Consider the following 14,891-nt stretch of genomic DNA (forward strand, 5'->3'; position numbering starts at 1 on the left):
TACAGCAGGGATTGATAATGGACGTCTTCCAGGCCATGACCGTTTTCGTGAAGGTGGTGGAAAGCGGCAGCATGACGGCGGCAGCACGTCAGTGTGAAATGTCGACGACCATGGTCGGTAACCACCTCAAGGCATTGGAGCAGCGTCTGGGCGTGAGCCTGTTGCAGCGTACGACCCGTCGCCAGAACCTGACCGAATTTGGCGTGCAGTATTACCGTCGTTGCGTGGAAGTGCTGGGCCTGGTCAGTGACTCCGAGCGCATGGCCGAACACCTGCAAACCCAGCCCAGCGGCACGCTGCGCCTGACCGCGCCGCCTGCGTTCGGCGCCGAACGCCTGTCACCGATGCTCAGCGAGTTCACCCAGCGCTACCCGGAGCTGAAGGTCGAAGTGGTGCTCAGCAACCAGTTGCACGACCTGATCGAACACGGTTTCGACGCAGCGATCCGCCTTGGCATTGCGGAGCCTTCGGCGTTGATCGCTCGGCCCTTGCAGGATTACACCCTGACCATCTGCGCCTCGCGGGATTATCTGGACCGTCGCGGTACGCCGCAAAATCCTGACGATTTGCGCAATCACCATTGCCTGGCCTTCGCCTACCCGGCAGGGGATGACTGGCGCGCCGCCGACAAACTGTGGAAGCTCACCGGCCGCGAAGGCGTGATCGAAGTGCCGGTGTCTGGTCCGATGATCGTCAACAGTTCGCCCGCGCTGCGTCAGGCGGCCCTGACGGGCATGGGGGTGGCGATGTTGCCGGATGTATTGATCAGCGAAGACCTGAAAGCCGGGACACTGATCCCGCTGCTTCAGGCTTGGAAACCACCCAGTCGGCCCATGTGGCTGATGTACCCGCAAGACCGCTATCGACTGCCCAAGGTGAGGCATTTTGTCGACAGCGCTCTGGCCGTCTGGGGGAAATAACGGTGTCTGATGATGGCCTACCGCCTGTCGGCCAGACGGCACCTCTGCCAACGGCCTTCGGACCAATGTGTATCCACAACAGAAAAGGGACTCACATCATGATCAAGCAACGACTGACTGCCATGACCCTCGCGGCCCTGATGGCAGCCGCCACAGGCTCTGCATTCGCAGGCTCCACCGGCCCCACCGATCCGGTAGACACCAACACCAACGGACCTCGCTCCAGCAGCGCCGGCCCGAACGCCGACGGCTCCCCCAAAGCCCCCAACAGTTCGACGCCCGGCACCAAAGGCATGGGGAGTTCGGACGGCAATGGTTCGTCCGGTCAGGGCGGGATGAGCAATGGCAACGGCAGCAGCAGTGGTTCGAACGGCTCCAGCGGGTCCAGCGGCTCCAAATAAATGCGAAGCCGGTTGAGCCGGCTGGCTGACGAAAGCCTGTCCGGCGATAGTGATCACGCGCATCACTCCCCCGGCAGAAGAATCAGCTTCCCAACGGTGCACCGGGATTCCATGTCCCGGTGCGCTTGCGCTGCCTCCTCCAGCCGGTAACGCTGGCCGATCGTCACCCTCCACCGGCCTGAAGCAAAGCCCTCGAACACTTGCGCCGAGCGCGCCAGCAGTGCCTCCCGCGTGCGCACGTGATGCATGACCGAGGGGTACGTCAGCTTGATGCTACGGGGCAGGGAAAACACATCCAGCGGCGCAATCGGGTCCATGAACGGCCCGTACAGCGCCAGCGTTCCGAAGTAGTCGAGCAAGTCGATGGACTCCTGAAAACCCTCCGCGCCCGTGCCGTCGTACACCACATTCACCCGCTGCCCTTCGGTCAGCCGGAAAATCTGCCCGGCGATGTTTCCGGCGCGGCCGATCACCACGTAATCCGCCCCGGCGGCCAGCACGGACTCGACTTTGTCTGCCTGAGACACCCGCATCATAGGTGTTCTGCCCGGTCGATCAAGTGCATGGGCCTCCTGCCGTGGGGGGATCGCGCGGGATCAGACCGCCGTGAGGGTGACGTCGATGTTGCCCCGTGTGGCTTTCGAATAGGGGCAGTTCTGGTGCGCGGCGTCGATCAGTTGCTGCGCGATAGTCGCGTCCAGACCCGGCAACGAGACCGCCAGCCGCGCCTGTAAAAAGAAACCGTGTTCGCCATGGCCGAGGTCAACCTGAGCGTCCACCGAGGTGTCGGCGGGGAAACCGATCTTGCGGGTATTACAGGCGTGACGCAGCGCGCCGATGAAACACGCCGACCAGCCCACGGCGAACAGTTGTTCCGGGTTGGTGCCGTTGCCGGGCGCCCCGGGCGGCGACAGTTTGAGGTCGAGTCGGCCGTCCTGGCTCAGCCCTTGGCCTTCACGCCCTCCGGTGGTCCGGGTGTGGGCGGTGTACAGAATTTTTTCAACGTTGATCATGAAATGTCCTGGTGAACGATGGCACTGAGAAACGCGAATCAGAGGGCTCTCGCCCGCCGGCGGTGATGGCTGGAAAGCGATTCGGTCGAAGCATCGCCCGACACCCCGTGCAGATAGTCGACAAGGGTGCAACGGGCGATCTCGATCAGCCAGGCGCGGATGGAGTGCGCCGGGTCGTAGCTCGCACAGCGCTGATAAATAGCCATCAGCGCCGCTTGAACCAGCCCGTCGAGGTGCTCGTGCCGGGCGCGTCCGGCCTGGATCTGCCCCTCGTAAAACGCATTGAGCAATGGCGCCACCGCCGCGAACAACGGCTGCGACGCGCCCTTGCCGTGGATCACGACGCCAGTGATCAGCGTACCCAGTTGTCTGTTGCTGAGCCGGTCAATCTCGCGCAGACAGCCACTGCGATCAGAGTCGGTCATGTTCAAAACCCTTTCAAATCGTCGATTCACCTGAATGAAGAGGCGCCGTTGCCGGGCTGCCACGGGTTTCAGGGCCGAGACGAGAGGATGCGCGTGGTGGCATCCCAAGGCCAGTTAGGGGGTGTTAGCGCTTGTTAGTTGCACGGCGCACCTGACGCACCACATCGAGGCGATCGCAAACAGGCATGTGCAGATTCAGTGCGCAATTATGGATTCTGCCCACCACTCGTGCAGCACGGCTTGCCTGCGGCGGCGTTCTGATCATCGCCACCGCCACCAGGGCGGACTGCTACAGAGGGAGCAGTGATCTCGGCTTTTGATTCTCGTCTTACGGCCAGAAAGGGGTTGGCACAATTCATGCTTTTGTACTTTTATTCAAGTAACTTGAATATAAATACGGTCCATTCAAGGGGATTCCCGATGACTCGCTTCACACTCAAAGCCTTGTCCTTATCGCTGGTCACGTTGTGCAGCATGTCGATGGCTCACGCCGATGACCTTCTGCAGCGCATCAAGCAGAAGCATGAAATCGTGGTGGCCACAGAAGCGCGCTTCGCGCCCTTTGAATCGGTGGAGAACGGCAAGATCGTCGGCTACGGCGCCGACCTCATGCATTACGTGCTGGACGCTGACCTGCCTGGCGTGAAGGTGCGTCAACTGGACCTGCCCTTCCAGGGCATCCTGCCGGGGCTGGACAGCAGCAAGTTCGATTTCGTAGTGACTTCGGTCACGGTCAACAAGGCGCGCTTCGATCAGTTCGCGTTTACCGTGCCGATCGCCGAATCCACCGTGGCCCTGCTCAAGCGTGCCGACGACAGCAACATCAAGACCCTGGCCGACCTCAACGGTCGGGTCATCGGTTCCCAAGCCGGTTCCGGGCAACTGGCGGTGCTGCAAGCGCTGGACACCAAGCTCAAGGCCGAGGGCCAGCCGGGCCTCAAGCGCATCAAGGAATACGTGAGCTTCGATGAGGCCTATGCGGATCTGGCCAACGGCCGTCTCGATGGCGTGGCGCAGTCGCTGTCCAACCTTGGCCCGCTGATGAAAGCGCGTCCGGGCCTGTTCGCCACCCTGCCGGAAATGGTCGGCCCGACCACCTACTTCGGCTGGGTGGGTCGCAAGGGCGAAGACAGCGCCTCGCTGGTCAAACTGTTCAGCGACGGCATCGCCCGCGCGAGTCAGGACGGCACGCTGAAGAAGCTGCAAGACAAATGGTTCGGTTTCAACATGACCCTGCCGACCGACGCCATGCCAGTCCCGAGCATCTGAGCCTGCGATGATGAACGATTTCAGCAGCCGTCTGGCGTTGTACTGGCCTGCCTTGCTCGACGGCGCACTGACCACCCTGTGGTTGTGCGCCATCGGGATGCTGCTGGGCTTCGTGCTGGGGGTCCTGCTTCATCTGTTGGCCCATGGGCGTAGCCGCGCGGGCGTGGCCTTCACGCGGGTGTACGTCAGTTTCTTTCGCGGCACGCCCATGCTCGCCCAGTTGCTGTTGCTGTTCTACCTACCCTCGGCGCTCGGCCTCGACGTGCCGCCGATGGTGGCGGCCGTCGCGGCACTGGCCTTGAACACTGCCGCCTATCAGTCGCAGATTCTCAGCAGCGGCTTCGCGGCGATTCCCAAAGGCCAGATGGAGGCGGCCTCGGTGTTCGCCCTGGGCAAGTTCAACACCCTGGTTCACGTCCAGTTGCCTCAAGTCTTGCGACTGACATCTCCGGCGCTGATTTCCGAGCTGATCGACGTGATCAAGGTGTCGGCCGTGGTCTCGGTCATTTCCATCACCGATTTGATGCGGGTCGGCCAGCAACTGGTCTCGCAGACCTATCGCCCGCTGGAGGTGTACCTGGTGATGGGCCTGTTTTACCTGGCGCTGACCAGCCTGTTGAGCCTGATCGGCAGCCTGCTGGAACGCCGTTGGCGGGAGCGCACCTGATGCATGAGTTATTGAGTTATCTACCCGATTTCGCCAACGCGTTGCTGGTCACGTTAGGCATCAGCCTGGCGGCGGCCTTTGCCGGGTTGATTCTGGGTTTCACCCTCAACGCCTTGCGCCTGGCGGTGCCGGGTTTCTCGGCAGTGTACGGCGTCTATGTCTGGCTGATTCGCGGCACGCCGTTTCTGGCGCAACTGGCGGTCGTGTACTTCGGGTTGCCGGTCATCGGCCTGAGCCTTGAGGCTGTCGAGGCAAGCATTCTGTCACTGGCGTTGTACAGCGGCGCCTATTTCGCCGAACTGTTTCGCTCGGCCTGGGCGAGCGTGCCCAGCGGGCAAGTGGAAGCGGCGCGGGTCCACGGCATTTCCCGCCGCCAGGTGTTCTGGCACGTGCAGGCGCCACAGGCGATGGCCTTTGCCCTGCCGCTGTTGGGCAATCAGGTGATCCTGACGATCAAGGAGAGCGCCGTGACCTCGATCATCACCGTCCCTGAACTGACCATGACTGCCGGGCGCATCGTCTCCACCACTTTTTCCTACGTCATGCCTTACGCCCTGCTGGTGCTGAGCTACTGGCTGCTGACCACTACGGTCGCCGCCGTGGCCCGCACGCTGGGGCAGCGCATGACCCGTCACCTGCGAGGCTGACTTGATGAGTAACCTACCCCTTCTCGAACTGCGCGACGTCGGCAAATCCTATGGCACGAACCGTGTGCTCAGCGGTTTTGATCTGCGCGTGCATCCGGGGGAAATCGTCTCGCTGATCGGCCCCTCCGGGTCGGGCAAGACCACCGCTCTGCGTTGCATGAATTTTCTGGAGCGCTACGACGAGGGCGAGGTCTGGATCGACGGCCAGTTGTTGGGCTACAGCAGTGCCGGGCGCCGCGAGCAGGATCGCGACAGCGAAGCCAAGGTCGACGAGGTGCGCAAACCGGTGTCGATGGTGTTTCAGCAGTTCAACCTGTGGCCGCACATGACCGTGCGCGAGAACGTCATGGCACCGCTGGTGCTGGGCAAGAAAATGGCCAAGGCCGACGCGCAAACATTGGCTGACCAAGCGCTGGCCCGCGTCGGACTCAGCGCCAAGGCCGACGCCTACCCGGCACGGCTGTCTGGCGGGCAACAGCAGCGCGTCGGTATTGCCCGGGCGCTCGCCGTCAAACCTCGGCTGATGCTCCTGGACGAACCGACCTCCGCGCTGGACCCGGAACTGGTCGAGGAAGTACTGCAGGTCATCCGCAGCCTGGCCGACGACGGTATGACCATGGTCATGGTCACCCACGAAATGAGCTTCGCCGCACAGATTTCCTCGCAAGTGGTGTTCATGGAGGCCGGGCGTATCGTCGAGACCGGCGCCCCTGAGCCGCTGTTCAACGCACCGAAAACCGAACGCCTGCAAAAATTTCTCAAACCCTGGTTCAACCGCAGCCTCACCCCCCGTGCGCAGGTGACCCCATGAACGCCGAAAAAACCCTGCGCGCCGTGTCGGCGGCACGCCTTCAATACTGGCTGGAAACCCTGGCCACATTTGGTCCGGGCACCCACGGCGGCATGAACCGTCAGGCGCTGTCCGAGGAAGATTTGCAGGCCCGCGCCTGGCTGATCGACGAAGCGAAAAAGCTCGGTTGCACGGTCTGGATCGACGGCTGCGCCAACCTGTTCATCCGCCGCGATGGCCGCGAAGACCTGCCGCCCGTGATGACGGGCAGCCACATCGACACCCAACCCACCGGCGGCACACTGGACGGCTGTTACGGCGTGATGGCCGGGCTGGAAGTCCTGCATGCGCTGACCGACGCCAATGTGCAGACGCTTCGCCCGATTGAAGTGGTGGTCTGGACCAACGAAGAAGGCAGCCGTTTCAGCCCCGGTGCGATGGGTTCCAGCGCTTATGTCGATCCTTCGCGACTGACGGAGTACCGCACGCATCAGGACGCGGCAGGCATCACCGTCGGTGCCGCGCTGGACGCTCACGCGCAGCGTTTCCCCGAGCTGCCCCATCGGGACAAAATCGCCACCCATGCCTTCGTCGAACTGCACATCGAACAAGGTCCGGTGCTGGAACAGGCCGATATTCCGCTCGGCGTGGTGTCTGGCATTCAGGGCGTGCGCTGGTATCAGGTGCGTTGCACAGGCGCCTCGGCCCACGCCGGCACGACACCAACGCCCATGCGCCGCGACGCGCTGCTGATGGCGACAAACACCCTCGGCCCCATCGACGCGCTGGCCGACCGGCTGGCAGGCGATGACAAACGCCTGACCTTCGGCCGCTGGAACGTGCACCCCAATGCGATCAACACCATTGCCGGGGAAGTCACCTTCAGCATCGATTTCCGTCACGCCGACCCGGCCGTGCTCGACGCGTTCGACGCCGGTTTGAGCGCCTGCCTGCCTGCCGACGCCGAGCTGACTCGCCTGTTCACACATGCCCCGACGGTCTTTGATCGACAGGTGCTGGACGTGCTCGAACAAGGCTGCAACGCCACGGGTCTGCCCTGGCAACCGATTCGCTCCGGCGCGTTCCACGACGCGATGTACCTGGCCGAGCACTGCCCCAGCGCAATGCTGTTCGTCCCCAGCCGCGACGGCATCAGCCACAACCCATTGGAATTCACTGAACCCGCACAGTTGGAAGCGGGCGTCCGGGCACTCGCCTGGAGCCTGGTTGCACTGGCCGAACAACCCTGATCTCACATCCGGGCTTAACCCTAAGGAAACAACCATGAACCACGTCACTCACAGCCACGACTTCCCTGCCTGCTGCCAGCCGGACAACGGCGCCTCGCTGGGCGTCAACGCCACCCTGCAAGAACCGATTTCGGTCGATGGCACCCCCGTCCTCGGCCAAACCTACACCGTACCTGCCCGCTGCGGCCGCGCCGTGCGCCTGAAGGCCGGTCAGGTGATCAAGATCGTCAACACCCACGGCACTCAGGTCTGTGACACCTGGCTGTTCAACAGCGAAGACATGAGCGAATTCCTGTCGATGGAGCACGCTCGTGCCCACTGTGACCGCATCATTCCGAAAGTCGGTGACGAGTTGTTCAGCAACCGTCGCCGCACCATCGGCACCCTGCTGAGCGACACCTCGCCGGGCATCCACGACACCCTGATCGCTGCCTGCGACCTGCACCGCTACACCAACCTCGGCGTCGAGGGTTACCACGACAGCTGCGCTGACAACATGCGTCTGGCGCTGCAAGCCATCGGCCTGCGCTCCCACGAAGTGCCGCAGCCGTTCAACCTGTGGATGAACATCCCGGTCAAGCCCGACCACACCATTGAATGGCTGCCGCCGGTCTCCAAGGCCGGTGACTACGTGGAAATCCGCGCCGACATGGACGTAGTCGTGGTGATGTCCGCCTGCCCACAAGATATCGTGCCGATCAACGACCTGAACCCGGTGGAAGTGACCTTCTCGGTTCACGGCTGATCCATCCCCCAGTAGACGGCAGGCATCCGTCGCCCTAGGATGCCTGTCGCCCACTTCAAGCGATTGTGTTCATCGAGGAATGCATGTCCAAAGCCAGCCACCCGCCCGCCGCCAAAGCCCTGCACTCCGAGGGCTTGCCCAGTCTGGCCGTGCGCCTGCGTCATGCCCGCAAGGTCGCCGGGCTGACCCTCAAACAGGTCGCAGAAGCCGCCGGCTGCTCGGAAAGCCTGATCTCCAAACTGGAAAACGACGCCGCCTCGCCTTCGCTGGCCATGCTTCATCGTCTGGCGATCGCGCTGGGCAGCAACGTGTCGGAACTGACCTCTGAAGACTGGGTGTCCGAAGAACCCGTGCTGCGTGCCGGTGCCCGTCAAGTCAACCGCTTCGCCCAAGCCCGCAAAGGCTACATCGACCTGGAACGCATCACTCACCCGCAAAAAGGTGGGCTGCTGCAAGGCGACATCCACATCGTCTCACCGGGCATGGTCAGTGAAATGATCGAACACGCCGGTGAAGAAATGGGCTACATCATCGAAGGCAGCCTGGACCTCACCCTGGGCGAAACCACCTACACCCTGAACCCGGGCGACTCCTTCCACTTCCCCAGCAACGTGCCCCACGGCTATCGCAATGCCACGGATCAGATCGTGCGGATTTTGTGGATCAACACCCCGGCGACGTTCTGATCCGCCAATCGTGACTATCCTGTTGAGACGTTGAGGGCAGGCAACCCCGTCTGCCCGTCGAACTTCAGGAGAATCGCCATGCGCGTCATGGTCCTGGTCAAAGCCACCGCCGACTCCGAAGCCGGTGCGCTGCCCTCCCCCGAACTCCTCACTGCCATGGGCCGCTACAACGAAGAGCTGGTCAAGGCGGGCATCATGCAGGCTGGCGAAGGGCTGCACCCCACTTCACAAGCCGTGCGCATCCGTTTTGCCGGTTCCACCCGCACCGTCATTCCAGGCCCGTTCGCCCACACCGGAGAACTGGTCGCCGGGTTCTGGTTGTGGCAAGTCGACTCGATGGAACACGCGATCGAATGGGCAAAACGTTGCCCCAACCCGATGCCGGGGGATTCAGACCTCGAAATCCGTCCGCTGTATGAAATGGAAGATTTTGCGGAGAACTTGACGCCGGAGTCGAAGGAACAGGAGGCGCAGCTGCGCAGCCGGTTGACGAAGCAGGAGACGAATGACGAGTAGAGCGGCGGACGTCGTGCACGCCAATGCGTTACGCGTCAGCGAACGCGGCGCCAAGCAGTTTCGTCATGCACTCCCCTGCCTTCCCGGTGAGCACAAGATCATCCGGCGCATCGACCTTTTCAGTGTTGATGTGCACCACCTGAGCGCCGTGTCGCCGGGCGATCTCCGGGATTTGTGCAGCAGGTTGCACGACACCGGAGGTGCCCAGCGAGAGCAACAGATCGCATTCTTGAGCGGCCTGAAACGCAGTTTTCAGCGCTCGCTGAGGCAATGCCTCGCCAAACCACACCACGCCAGGCCGGATCTTGCCGTTGCAGCGCGGGCATCGAGGCGGCTCCAGTGCACTCGGTGACTCCGGTGGGGCGCTCAAGGGTAATGAGTAAGCGCGGGTGCAGGCAAAACAGCGTGGCGCTTGAAGGCTTCCATGCAAGTGAAGGACGTTGTGACTGCCCGCACGCTCGTGCAGGTCGTCCACGTTCTGGGTCACCAAAAGCAGTTCCGGGATGCGACGCGCCAACTCGGCGATGGCCCGATGGGCCGCGTTGGGCTGCGCCTGAATGACCAGCCGCCTGCGCCATTCGTACCAGCCCCAGACCAACGCCGGGTCTTTACGAAAGGCCGTTTCGGTCGCCAATTGCGCAGGGTCGAACTGTGCCCATAAACCGGTGAGCTGATCACGAAAGGTGGGGATGCCGCTCTCTGCCGACACACCCGCTCCGGTGAAAATCACCACGCGTTTGGCAGTACGCAGGAAGTTGACAGCGTTGGTGAAGGCCGTTTCTTGGGTGGGGGTGGGCACGGGGTTCGAACACTCCAGATTGCGTACCGGGCGGATACTTTTATAACGCAATCCGTCCAACACCGCCCAACCCTTTCCAGGACACGGCCAACGCCTGTGGGTCAGCCGACGTACGCCGGATAATCCGTAAACCCCTTCTCGCTCCCGCCATACAGCGTCGCCGGGTCCACCGGGTTCAGCGGCCAGCCATTGACGATCCGCGCTGGCAAGTCCGGGTTAGCAATGAATGGTCGACCGAAGGCGATCAAGTCCGCCAGACCGGCTTCAACCAGCCGCGCGCCGCGCTCTGCCGTGTAGCGACCCGCGTAGATGATTCGCCCGCTGAACGTGCTGCGTACCTCACGACGGAACGACTCTGGCAGATCAGGGGCGTTGTCCCAGTCCGCTTCGGCAATCGAAACGTAAGCCGCACCCGCCCGCTCCAGCACCTTGATCGCTTCGATGTAGGTGCGGTGGGGGTCGCTTTCCACCATGCCGATGTAGACGCGGTCCTGATCGGTGGTGGTGAACAAAGGCGCGAAGCGCACGCCCAGACGCTGAGCGCCAATGGCTTCGGAGACCGCCTGAACGATTTCGCTCAGAAAACGCAGGCGGTTTTCCAGCGAACCACCGTATTCGTCATCACGCTGGTTGGCGTGTTCGGAAATGAACTGGTTGACCAGATAGCCGTTCGCCGCATGAATTTCCACGCCATCAAAACCAGCGGCAATCGCATTGCGCGCGGCCGTTGCGTAAAGCGCCACCAATTCTTTGATTTCCGAAACGCTCAGGGGGCGAGGCATCGAGGGCAACACCAACTCACCCGCGCCTGCGGCAGTTTCGATGAACGCTTTGGCGTTGGTCGCCTGAATCGCCGAGGGTGCGACGGGCGCCTGGCCGTCTGGCTGCAAGGCGTGATGAGACACACGGCCTACGTGCCAAAGCTGCGCGAAGATCACGCCGCCGTCAGCGTGCACGGCGTCGGTGACTTTGCGCCAACCGTCGATCTGTGCCTGGCTGTAGATGCCCGGCGTCCAGGCGTAGCCTTGGCCGCGCGGCTCGATCTGTGTGCCTTCGGTGATCATGAAACCTGCCGAAGCGCGTTGCCGGTAGTAGTCAGCCATCAGGTCCGAGGCAATATCCCCCGGTTGAGCGCTTCGCTGGCGGGTCAGCGGTGGAAAGGCAATACGGTTTTTCAGCGTATGACTGCCCAATTGGACAGGGGTAAACAACGATGGAAAGTGCATGTTCGGTTTTCCGGTTCAAAGTGAGGACATGAGGCCATGGTAGGTGCGGTTAAAAACGCCCTCAATGTCGTATACGCAAGGATTCCGGACACTGCGGTCGAACGTGCGTAGCGGCGTGAAAAAACCGGGCACACTGTCGATCAGGGGCATTGCCAGCCGCTGCCCGCCCCCTGACAATTCACCTTCCCACTCGCCAGGAGACGCCCGATGCACAGCGTTGCGCTGATCGTTTATCCGCGCTTTCAATCCCTCAGCCTTTCATTGGCGTCGGTGTTTGAATGCGCAAACCTGCTGCGAGGCGAGCAGGCCTACGAGTTTCATCTGGTCTCCCCCAAGGGCGGCCCGGTGATGTCGTCCCAAGGGTTTTCGGTCAACAGCACTGCAATGAGGCCCGAGGGTTACGACACGGTCATCGTCAGCAGCTTTCTGGAACTGGACGATCCGGACTCCGAACTCCTGGCCTTCGTGCAAAGCGCCTCGGCACAGTCTCGGCGTGTGGTGTCGTTGTGCGTGGGCGCCTTCGTGCTGGCCGAAGCCGGATTGCTCGACGGTCGCCGCGCAACGACTCACTGGCTCCACGCCCCCGCCTTCAAACAGCGTTACCCGAAGATTCAACTGGAAGAGGACCGGTTGTTCGTGATCGATGGCCACCTCTGGACCGGCGCCGGAATGAGTGCAGGCGTGGATCTGGCGCTGGCTATGGTGGAAAGCGATCTGGGGGTGGACTTGGCGCGTCGGGTGGCACGCAAGCTGGTGATCTATCAGCGCCGGGGCAGTGAACAATCGCAACTCTCGGCGCTGCTGGAACTGGACCCGCGCTCCGATCGCGTGCAACTGGCCATGGCCTACGCCCGCGAAAACCTGACTGAAGATTTGTCCGTGGAGGCCCTGGCAGCAGTGGCTCGGCTCAGCCCGCGACAATTCAGCCGCGTCTTTCGGGAAGAAACCGGGCAAACCCCGGCCAAGGCCATCGAAAGCCTGCGTCTTGAAGCCGCGCGGGTGATGATGGAGACCAGCCGTCATCCGGTCGAAATCGTGGCCCGAGAAACCGGGTTCGGCGACCGGGAGCGCATGCGTCAGGCGTTTCTGCGGGCGTTCGGCAAACCGCCACAGACGATGCGCAACGAGCTGTTTTCATTGGCCATCGGTCAACGTGGCTAAGGCCATTGCTGCACTCACGAGTATGCCGTTCATCGCCCATTCTTCATTTTCGTTAATCCCGAACGCTGCCCCTTGAGTCACAACCAGGGAGCGGCGGGCACGTCTGCCTGCTGCACCCTCTCTGCCCTGTGTGATAAGAGGCCTGTGACATGAACAAGAAACTGAGCTACGCGGTCACGATGACCGGATTGACCTGCTTGCTGTCGCTGCCGGTAATGGCGGCCACCACTGAAACCGGATCCAGCACCACGCCAAAAAGCACCATGAGCGCTCCGGCGAAGGACCACTCGACCCACTCCAAACAATCGTCGCGCCCTGAAGGCACCAATGGTGCCAACACCAAAGGCACGGCGCTGCCCGGCTCGGGTGGCGAAGCCGGGAGTGGTGGCAATTCAAGCCCCGGTAACAAAACCCAGTCAGGTGCTGGCAGCGCGGACGACTGACGCCACGCAGGTATGGCCCGGGCCGGGCTGCGATTGCCCCCGGCACCGGGAATTACGTTGAACTAACGGTTCGGCCTCACGATCAGTTTTATCGCGCAGCTTGCGTAAAGGCCTGTCCAGCGCCCTGCACGCGGATTCGACCTCAAGTGACTGAACGATAAGGAGCCATCGTGACCGACACAGCCCTGTTCCCCCTCCGACGCCCTCCCGGCCCTCTCCACTCCATCCTGCTCGGCGGCACCGCCGCGCTGTTTCTCGGCGCCTTGCTGAGCGACATCGCCTACTACAAAACCTACCTGATTCAATGGAGCAACTTCGCCTCCTGGCTGATTGCGGGCGGCATGTTGTTCTGCGGTCTGGCGTTGCTGTTCGCGCTGGTCGATCTACTGCGTACACGACCGAAATCCGGGCGCCCCTTGGCGTACTTTCTGATACTGCTAGTGACATGGGGATTGGGTTGGGTCGACGCTTTCGAACACGCGAAAGATGCCTGGGCAGTGATGCCGTCGGGCCTGATCTTGTCCGCGATCGTGACCTTGCTCGGCATCGTATCGGCGTGGATCGGCTTCACCCGTCCAGACTTGGCCGCTGTCCGCACGGGAGGTGCGCAATGAAATACGCTTTTGCTCTGACGACGCTGAGCGCTGCCTTGTTGCTGAGCGCGTGTGGCGGTGAGAAAGACACACAGCAAACCCATGGCCCCGACCCGAAAATGCCTCAGGCCCAACGTGGTCTGCTGCCGAGCATGAAAATCGCCGAACCCACGCCATGGGGCGATCAGAAGCCGTCGGTTCCCGAGGGATACAGCATCTCGGCCATTGCGACGGATCTGCGCATTCCTCGACAAACCCTGGTGTTGCCCAACGGCGATATTCTGGTGGCCGAGGGCCGTGGCGGCGCCGACGCACCGAAGCTCAAACCCAAAGACGTCATCGCCAGCTACATCAAGGCTCAGGGCAACACGCAGGTCAAAGGCGGCAATCGCCTGACCCTGCTGCGCGACGCCGATGGCGACGGAAAATACGAGCTGAACACCGTGTTCGCCGAAAATCTCAATGCGCCATACGGCCTGGCCTACGCCAATGGCAAGCTGTACGTCGCCAACCAGGACGCACTGGTGCGTTTCGACTACACCGACGGCCAGACCAAAGCCAACGGCGCACCCACGACGATCACCGAACTGCCATCGAAGATCAATCACCACTGGACCAAGTCCCTGGCCCTCAGCCCGGACGGCCAGACGCTGTACATCGGTATTGGCTCCAACAGCAACGTCACCGAGCGCGGCATGGAAGTGGAGCTTGACCGTGCTCAGATCTGGCAGATCGATGCTCAAACGGGCGCGCACAAGCCTTACGCTACCGGCGTGCGCAACCCCACCGCGCTGAAAATCCAGCCAGGAACCGGCCGACTATGGGCCGTGGCCAACGAGCGTGATGAATTGGGTGAGGATCTGGTACCCGACTACCTGACGTCCATTCGCGAAGGTGGCTTCTACGGTTGGCCTTACAGCTACTGGGGCCAGAACGTCGACACCCGCGCTCAGCCGCAGGACCCGGCAAAAGTCGCCTCGGCGATCAAACCGGATTACAGCCTGGGGTCTCACGTTGCCGCCCTTGGCCTTGATTTCTCAACGCCCGTCATGGGAGAGAAATTCGCCGACGGTGTATTCGTCGGCGAACACGGCAGTTGGAACCGGGACAATCCGGTGGGCTACAAGGTGGTCTTCGTGCCCTTCAGCAACGGACAAGCCACGGGCGAACCCATCGACTTTGCCACCGGATTCCGGGGCGCAGACGGCAAGACACGAGGCAGGCCAGTGGGCGTCACCGTCGACCCTCGTGGCGCGCTGATCATTGCTGATGATCTGGCCAATACAGTCTGGCGCGTGACACGAAATCGATAACAGACACGCTGCAGATTCCTGAACTGC

19 protein-coding genes are annotated in these 14,891 nt (G+C 62.2%); 14 read left to right on the forward strand and 5 right to left on the reverse strand.

What is annotated here, in order from left to right; translation table 11 throughout:
* Window positions 1-17: 17 nt before the first annotated feature.
* Together ACI2KB_RS00990 and ACI2KB_RS00995 are read left to right on the forward strand one after the other, a co-directional pair.
* The gene (locus ACI2KB_RS00990; RefSeq protein ID WP_404630517.1) at window positions 18-920 is read left to right on the forward strand and encodes a LysR family transcriptional regulator; all 903 of its coding nucleotides are present in this window, start codon (window positions 18-20) and stop codon (window positions 918-920) included.
* Between the two features lie 98 nt (window positions 921-1,018).
* Window positions 1,019-1,321 (forward strand): hypothetical protein, encoded by a 303-nt coding sequence (locus ACI2KB_RS00995; protein ID WP_404630519.1) that lies wholly within the window; start codon window positions 1,019-1,021, stop codon window positions 1,319-1,321.
* 62 nt (window positions 1,322-1,383) lie between these two features.
* Here the strand turns inward: ACI2KB_RS00995 and ACI2KB_RS01000 are convergent, their stop codons facing one another.
* Genes ACI2KB_RS01000 through ACI2KB_RS01010 form a run of 3 tightly spaced genes read right to left on the reverse strand, consistent with a single transcriptional unit; the run spans window position 1,384 to window position 2,759 of the window.
* Window positions 1,384-1,857, reverse strand: a complete 474-nt coding sequence (locus ACI2KB_RS01000; RefSeq protein WP_404630521.1) for a zinc-binding dehydrogenase — start codon at window positions 1,855-1,857, stop codon at window positions 1,384-1,386.
* A 60-nt stretch (window positions 1,858-1,917) separates the two neighbouring features.
* Window positions 1,918-2,334 (reverse strand): organic hydroperoxide resistance protein, encoded by a 417-nt coding sequence (locus tag ACI2KB_RS01005; RefSeq protein ID WP_404630523.1) that lies wholly within the window; start codon window positions 2,332-2,334, stop codon window positions 1,918-1,920.
* A gap of 38 nt (window positions 2,335-2,372) precedes the next feature.
* Window positions 2,373-2,759, reverse strand: coding sequence for a sigma factor (locus ACI2KB_RS01010; RefSeq protein WP_404630525.1), 387 nt, complete (start codon window positions 2,757-2,759; stop codon window positions 2,373-2,375).
* Window positions 2,760-3,179: 420 nt separating this feature from the next.
* Here ACI2KB_RS01010 and ACI2KB_RS01015 point away from each other — a divergent pair, with 420 nt between their 5' ends.
* From ACI2KB_RS01015 to ACI2KB_RS01050, 8 genes are all read left to right on the forward strand, one after another.
* A complete protein-coding gene (locus ACI2KB_RS01015; RefSeq protein WP_404630527.1) occupies window positions 3,180-4,028 on the forward strand; it encodes a transporter substrate-binding domain-containing protein in 849 nt (282 codons plus the stop codon).
* Window positions 4,029-4,035: 7 nt separating this feature from the next.
* The gene (locus tag ACI2KB_RS01020; protein WP_404630529.1) at window positions 4,036-4,695 is read left to right on the forward strand and encodes an ABC transporter permease subunit; all 660 of its coding nucleotides are present in this window, start codon (window positions 4,036-4,038) and stop codon (window positions 4,693-4,695) included.
* Window positions 4,695-5,342: an amino acid ABC transporter permease gene (locus tag ACI2KB_RS01025; protein WP_404630531.1), complete on the forward strand. Its 648-nt coding sequence runs from the start codon at window positions 4,695-4,697 to the stop codon at window positions 5,340-5,342. Before ACI2KB_RS01020 ends, ACI2KB_RS01025 begins: the two co-directional genes overlap by 1 nt.
* Before the next feature lie 4 nt (window positions 5,343-5,346).
* Window positions 5,347-6,153: an amino acid ABC transporter ATP-binding protein gene (locus tag ACI2KB_RS01030; RefSeq protein WP_404630533.1), complete on the forward strand. Its 807-nt coding sequence runs from the start codon at window positions 5,347-5,349 to the stop codon at window positions 6,151-6,153.
* Window positions 6,150-7,382 (forward strand): M20 family metallo-hydrolase, encoded by a 1,233-nt coding sequence (locus ACI2KB_RS01035; RefSeq protein ID WP_404630535.1) that lies wholly within the window; start codon window positions 6,150-6,152, stop codon window positions 7,380-7,382. Before ACI2KB_RS01030 ends, ACI2KB_RS01035 begins: the two co-directional genes overlap by 4 nt.
* A 34-nt stretch (window positions 7,383-7,416) precedes the next feature.
* The gene (locus ACI2KB_RS01040) at window positions 7,417-8,127 is read left to right on the forward strand and encodes a DUF1989 domain-containing protein (protein ID WP_404630537.1); all 711 of its coding nucleotides are present in this window, start codon (window positions 7,417-7,419) and stop codon (window positions 8,125-8,127) included.
* Between the two features lie 83 nt (window positions 8,128-8,210).
* Window positions 8,211-8,813: a cupin domain-containing protein gene (locus tag ACI2KB_RS01045; protein ID WP_404630539.1), complete on the forward strand. Its 603-nt coding sequence runs from the start codon at window positions 8,211-8,213 to the stop codon at window positions 8,811-8,813.
* Window positions 8,814-8,891: 78 nt separating this feature from the next.
* A complete protein-coding gene (locus ACI2KB_RS01050) occupies window positions 8,892-9,329 on the forward strand; it encodes a YciI family protein (protein ID WP_404630541.1) in 438 nt (145 codons plus the stop codon).
* 28 nt (window positions 9,330-9,357) lie between these two features.
* Here the strand turns inward: ACI2KB_RS01050 and ACI2KB_RS01055 are convergent, their stop codons facing one another.
* Complete coding sequence (locus tag ACI2KB_RS01055) at window positions 9,358-10,128, reverse strand: SIR2 family NAD-dependent protein deacylase (protein WP_404630543.1); 771 nt, start codon at window positions 10,126-10,128, stop codon at window positions 9,358-9,360.
* Between the two features lie 101 nt (window positions 10,129-10,229).
* Window positions 10,230-11,354: an alkene reductase gene (locus ACI2KB_RS01060; protein WP_404630545.1), complete on the reverse strand. Its 1,125-nt coding sequence runs from the start codon at window positions 11,352-11,354 to the stop codon at window positions 10,230-10,232.
* A 207-nt stretch (window positions 11,355-11,561) separates the two neighbouring features.
* On the opposite strand from ACI2KB_RS01060, the gene ACI2KB_RS01065 reads away from it, so the two are divergent.
* The 4 genes from ACI2KB_RS01065 (at window position 11,562) to ACI2KB_RS01080 (ending at window position 14,864) form a co-directional block, all read left to right on the forward strand.
* On the forward strand, window positions 11,562-12,515 hold the full coding sequence (locus ACI2KB_RS01065; RefSeq protein ID WP_404630547.1) for a GlxA family transcriptional regulator: 954 nt from the start codon (window positions 11,562-11,564) through the stop codon (window positions 12,513-12,515).
* 149 nt (window positions 12,516-12,664) lie between these two features.
* The gene (locus tag ACI2KB_RS01070) at window positions 12,665-12,958 is read left to right on the forward strand and encodes a hypothetical protein (protein WP_404630549.1); all 294 of its coding nucleotides are present in this window, start codon (window positions 12,665-12,667) and stop codon (window positions 12,956-12,958) included.
* 170 nt (window positions 12,959-13,128) lie between these two features.
* Window positions 13,129-13,572, forward strand: coding sequence for a DUF2231 domain-containing protein (locus ACI2KB_RS01075; RefSeq protein WP_404630551.1), 444 nt, complete (start codon window positions 13,129-13,131; stop codon window positions 13,570-13,572).
* Entirely contained in the window at window positions 13,569-14,864 is a 1,296-nt protein-coding gene (locus ACI2KB_RS01080) for a PQQ-dependent sugar dehydrogenase (protein ID WP_404630553.1), read from the forward strand. Before ACI2KB_RS01075 ends, ACI2KB_RS01080 begins: the two co-directional genes overlap by 4 nt.
* Window positions 14,865-14,891: the final 27 nt, after the last annotated feature.

Origin of the sequence: Pseudomonas sp. NPDC088444, assembly GCF_044900175.1 — a bacterium.
In the GTDB taxonomy this organism is placed as follows: domain Bacteria; phylum Pseudomonadota; class Gammaproteobacteria; order Pseudomonadales; family Pseudomonadaceae; genus Aquipseudomonas.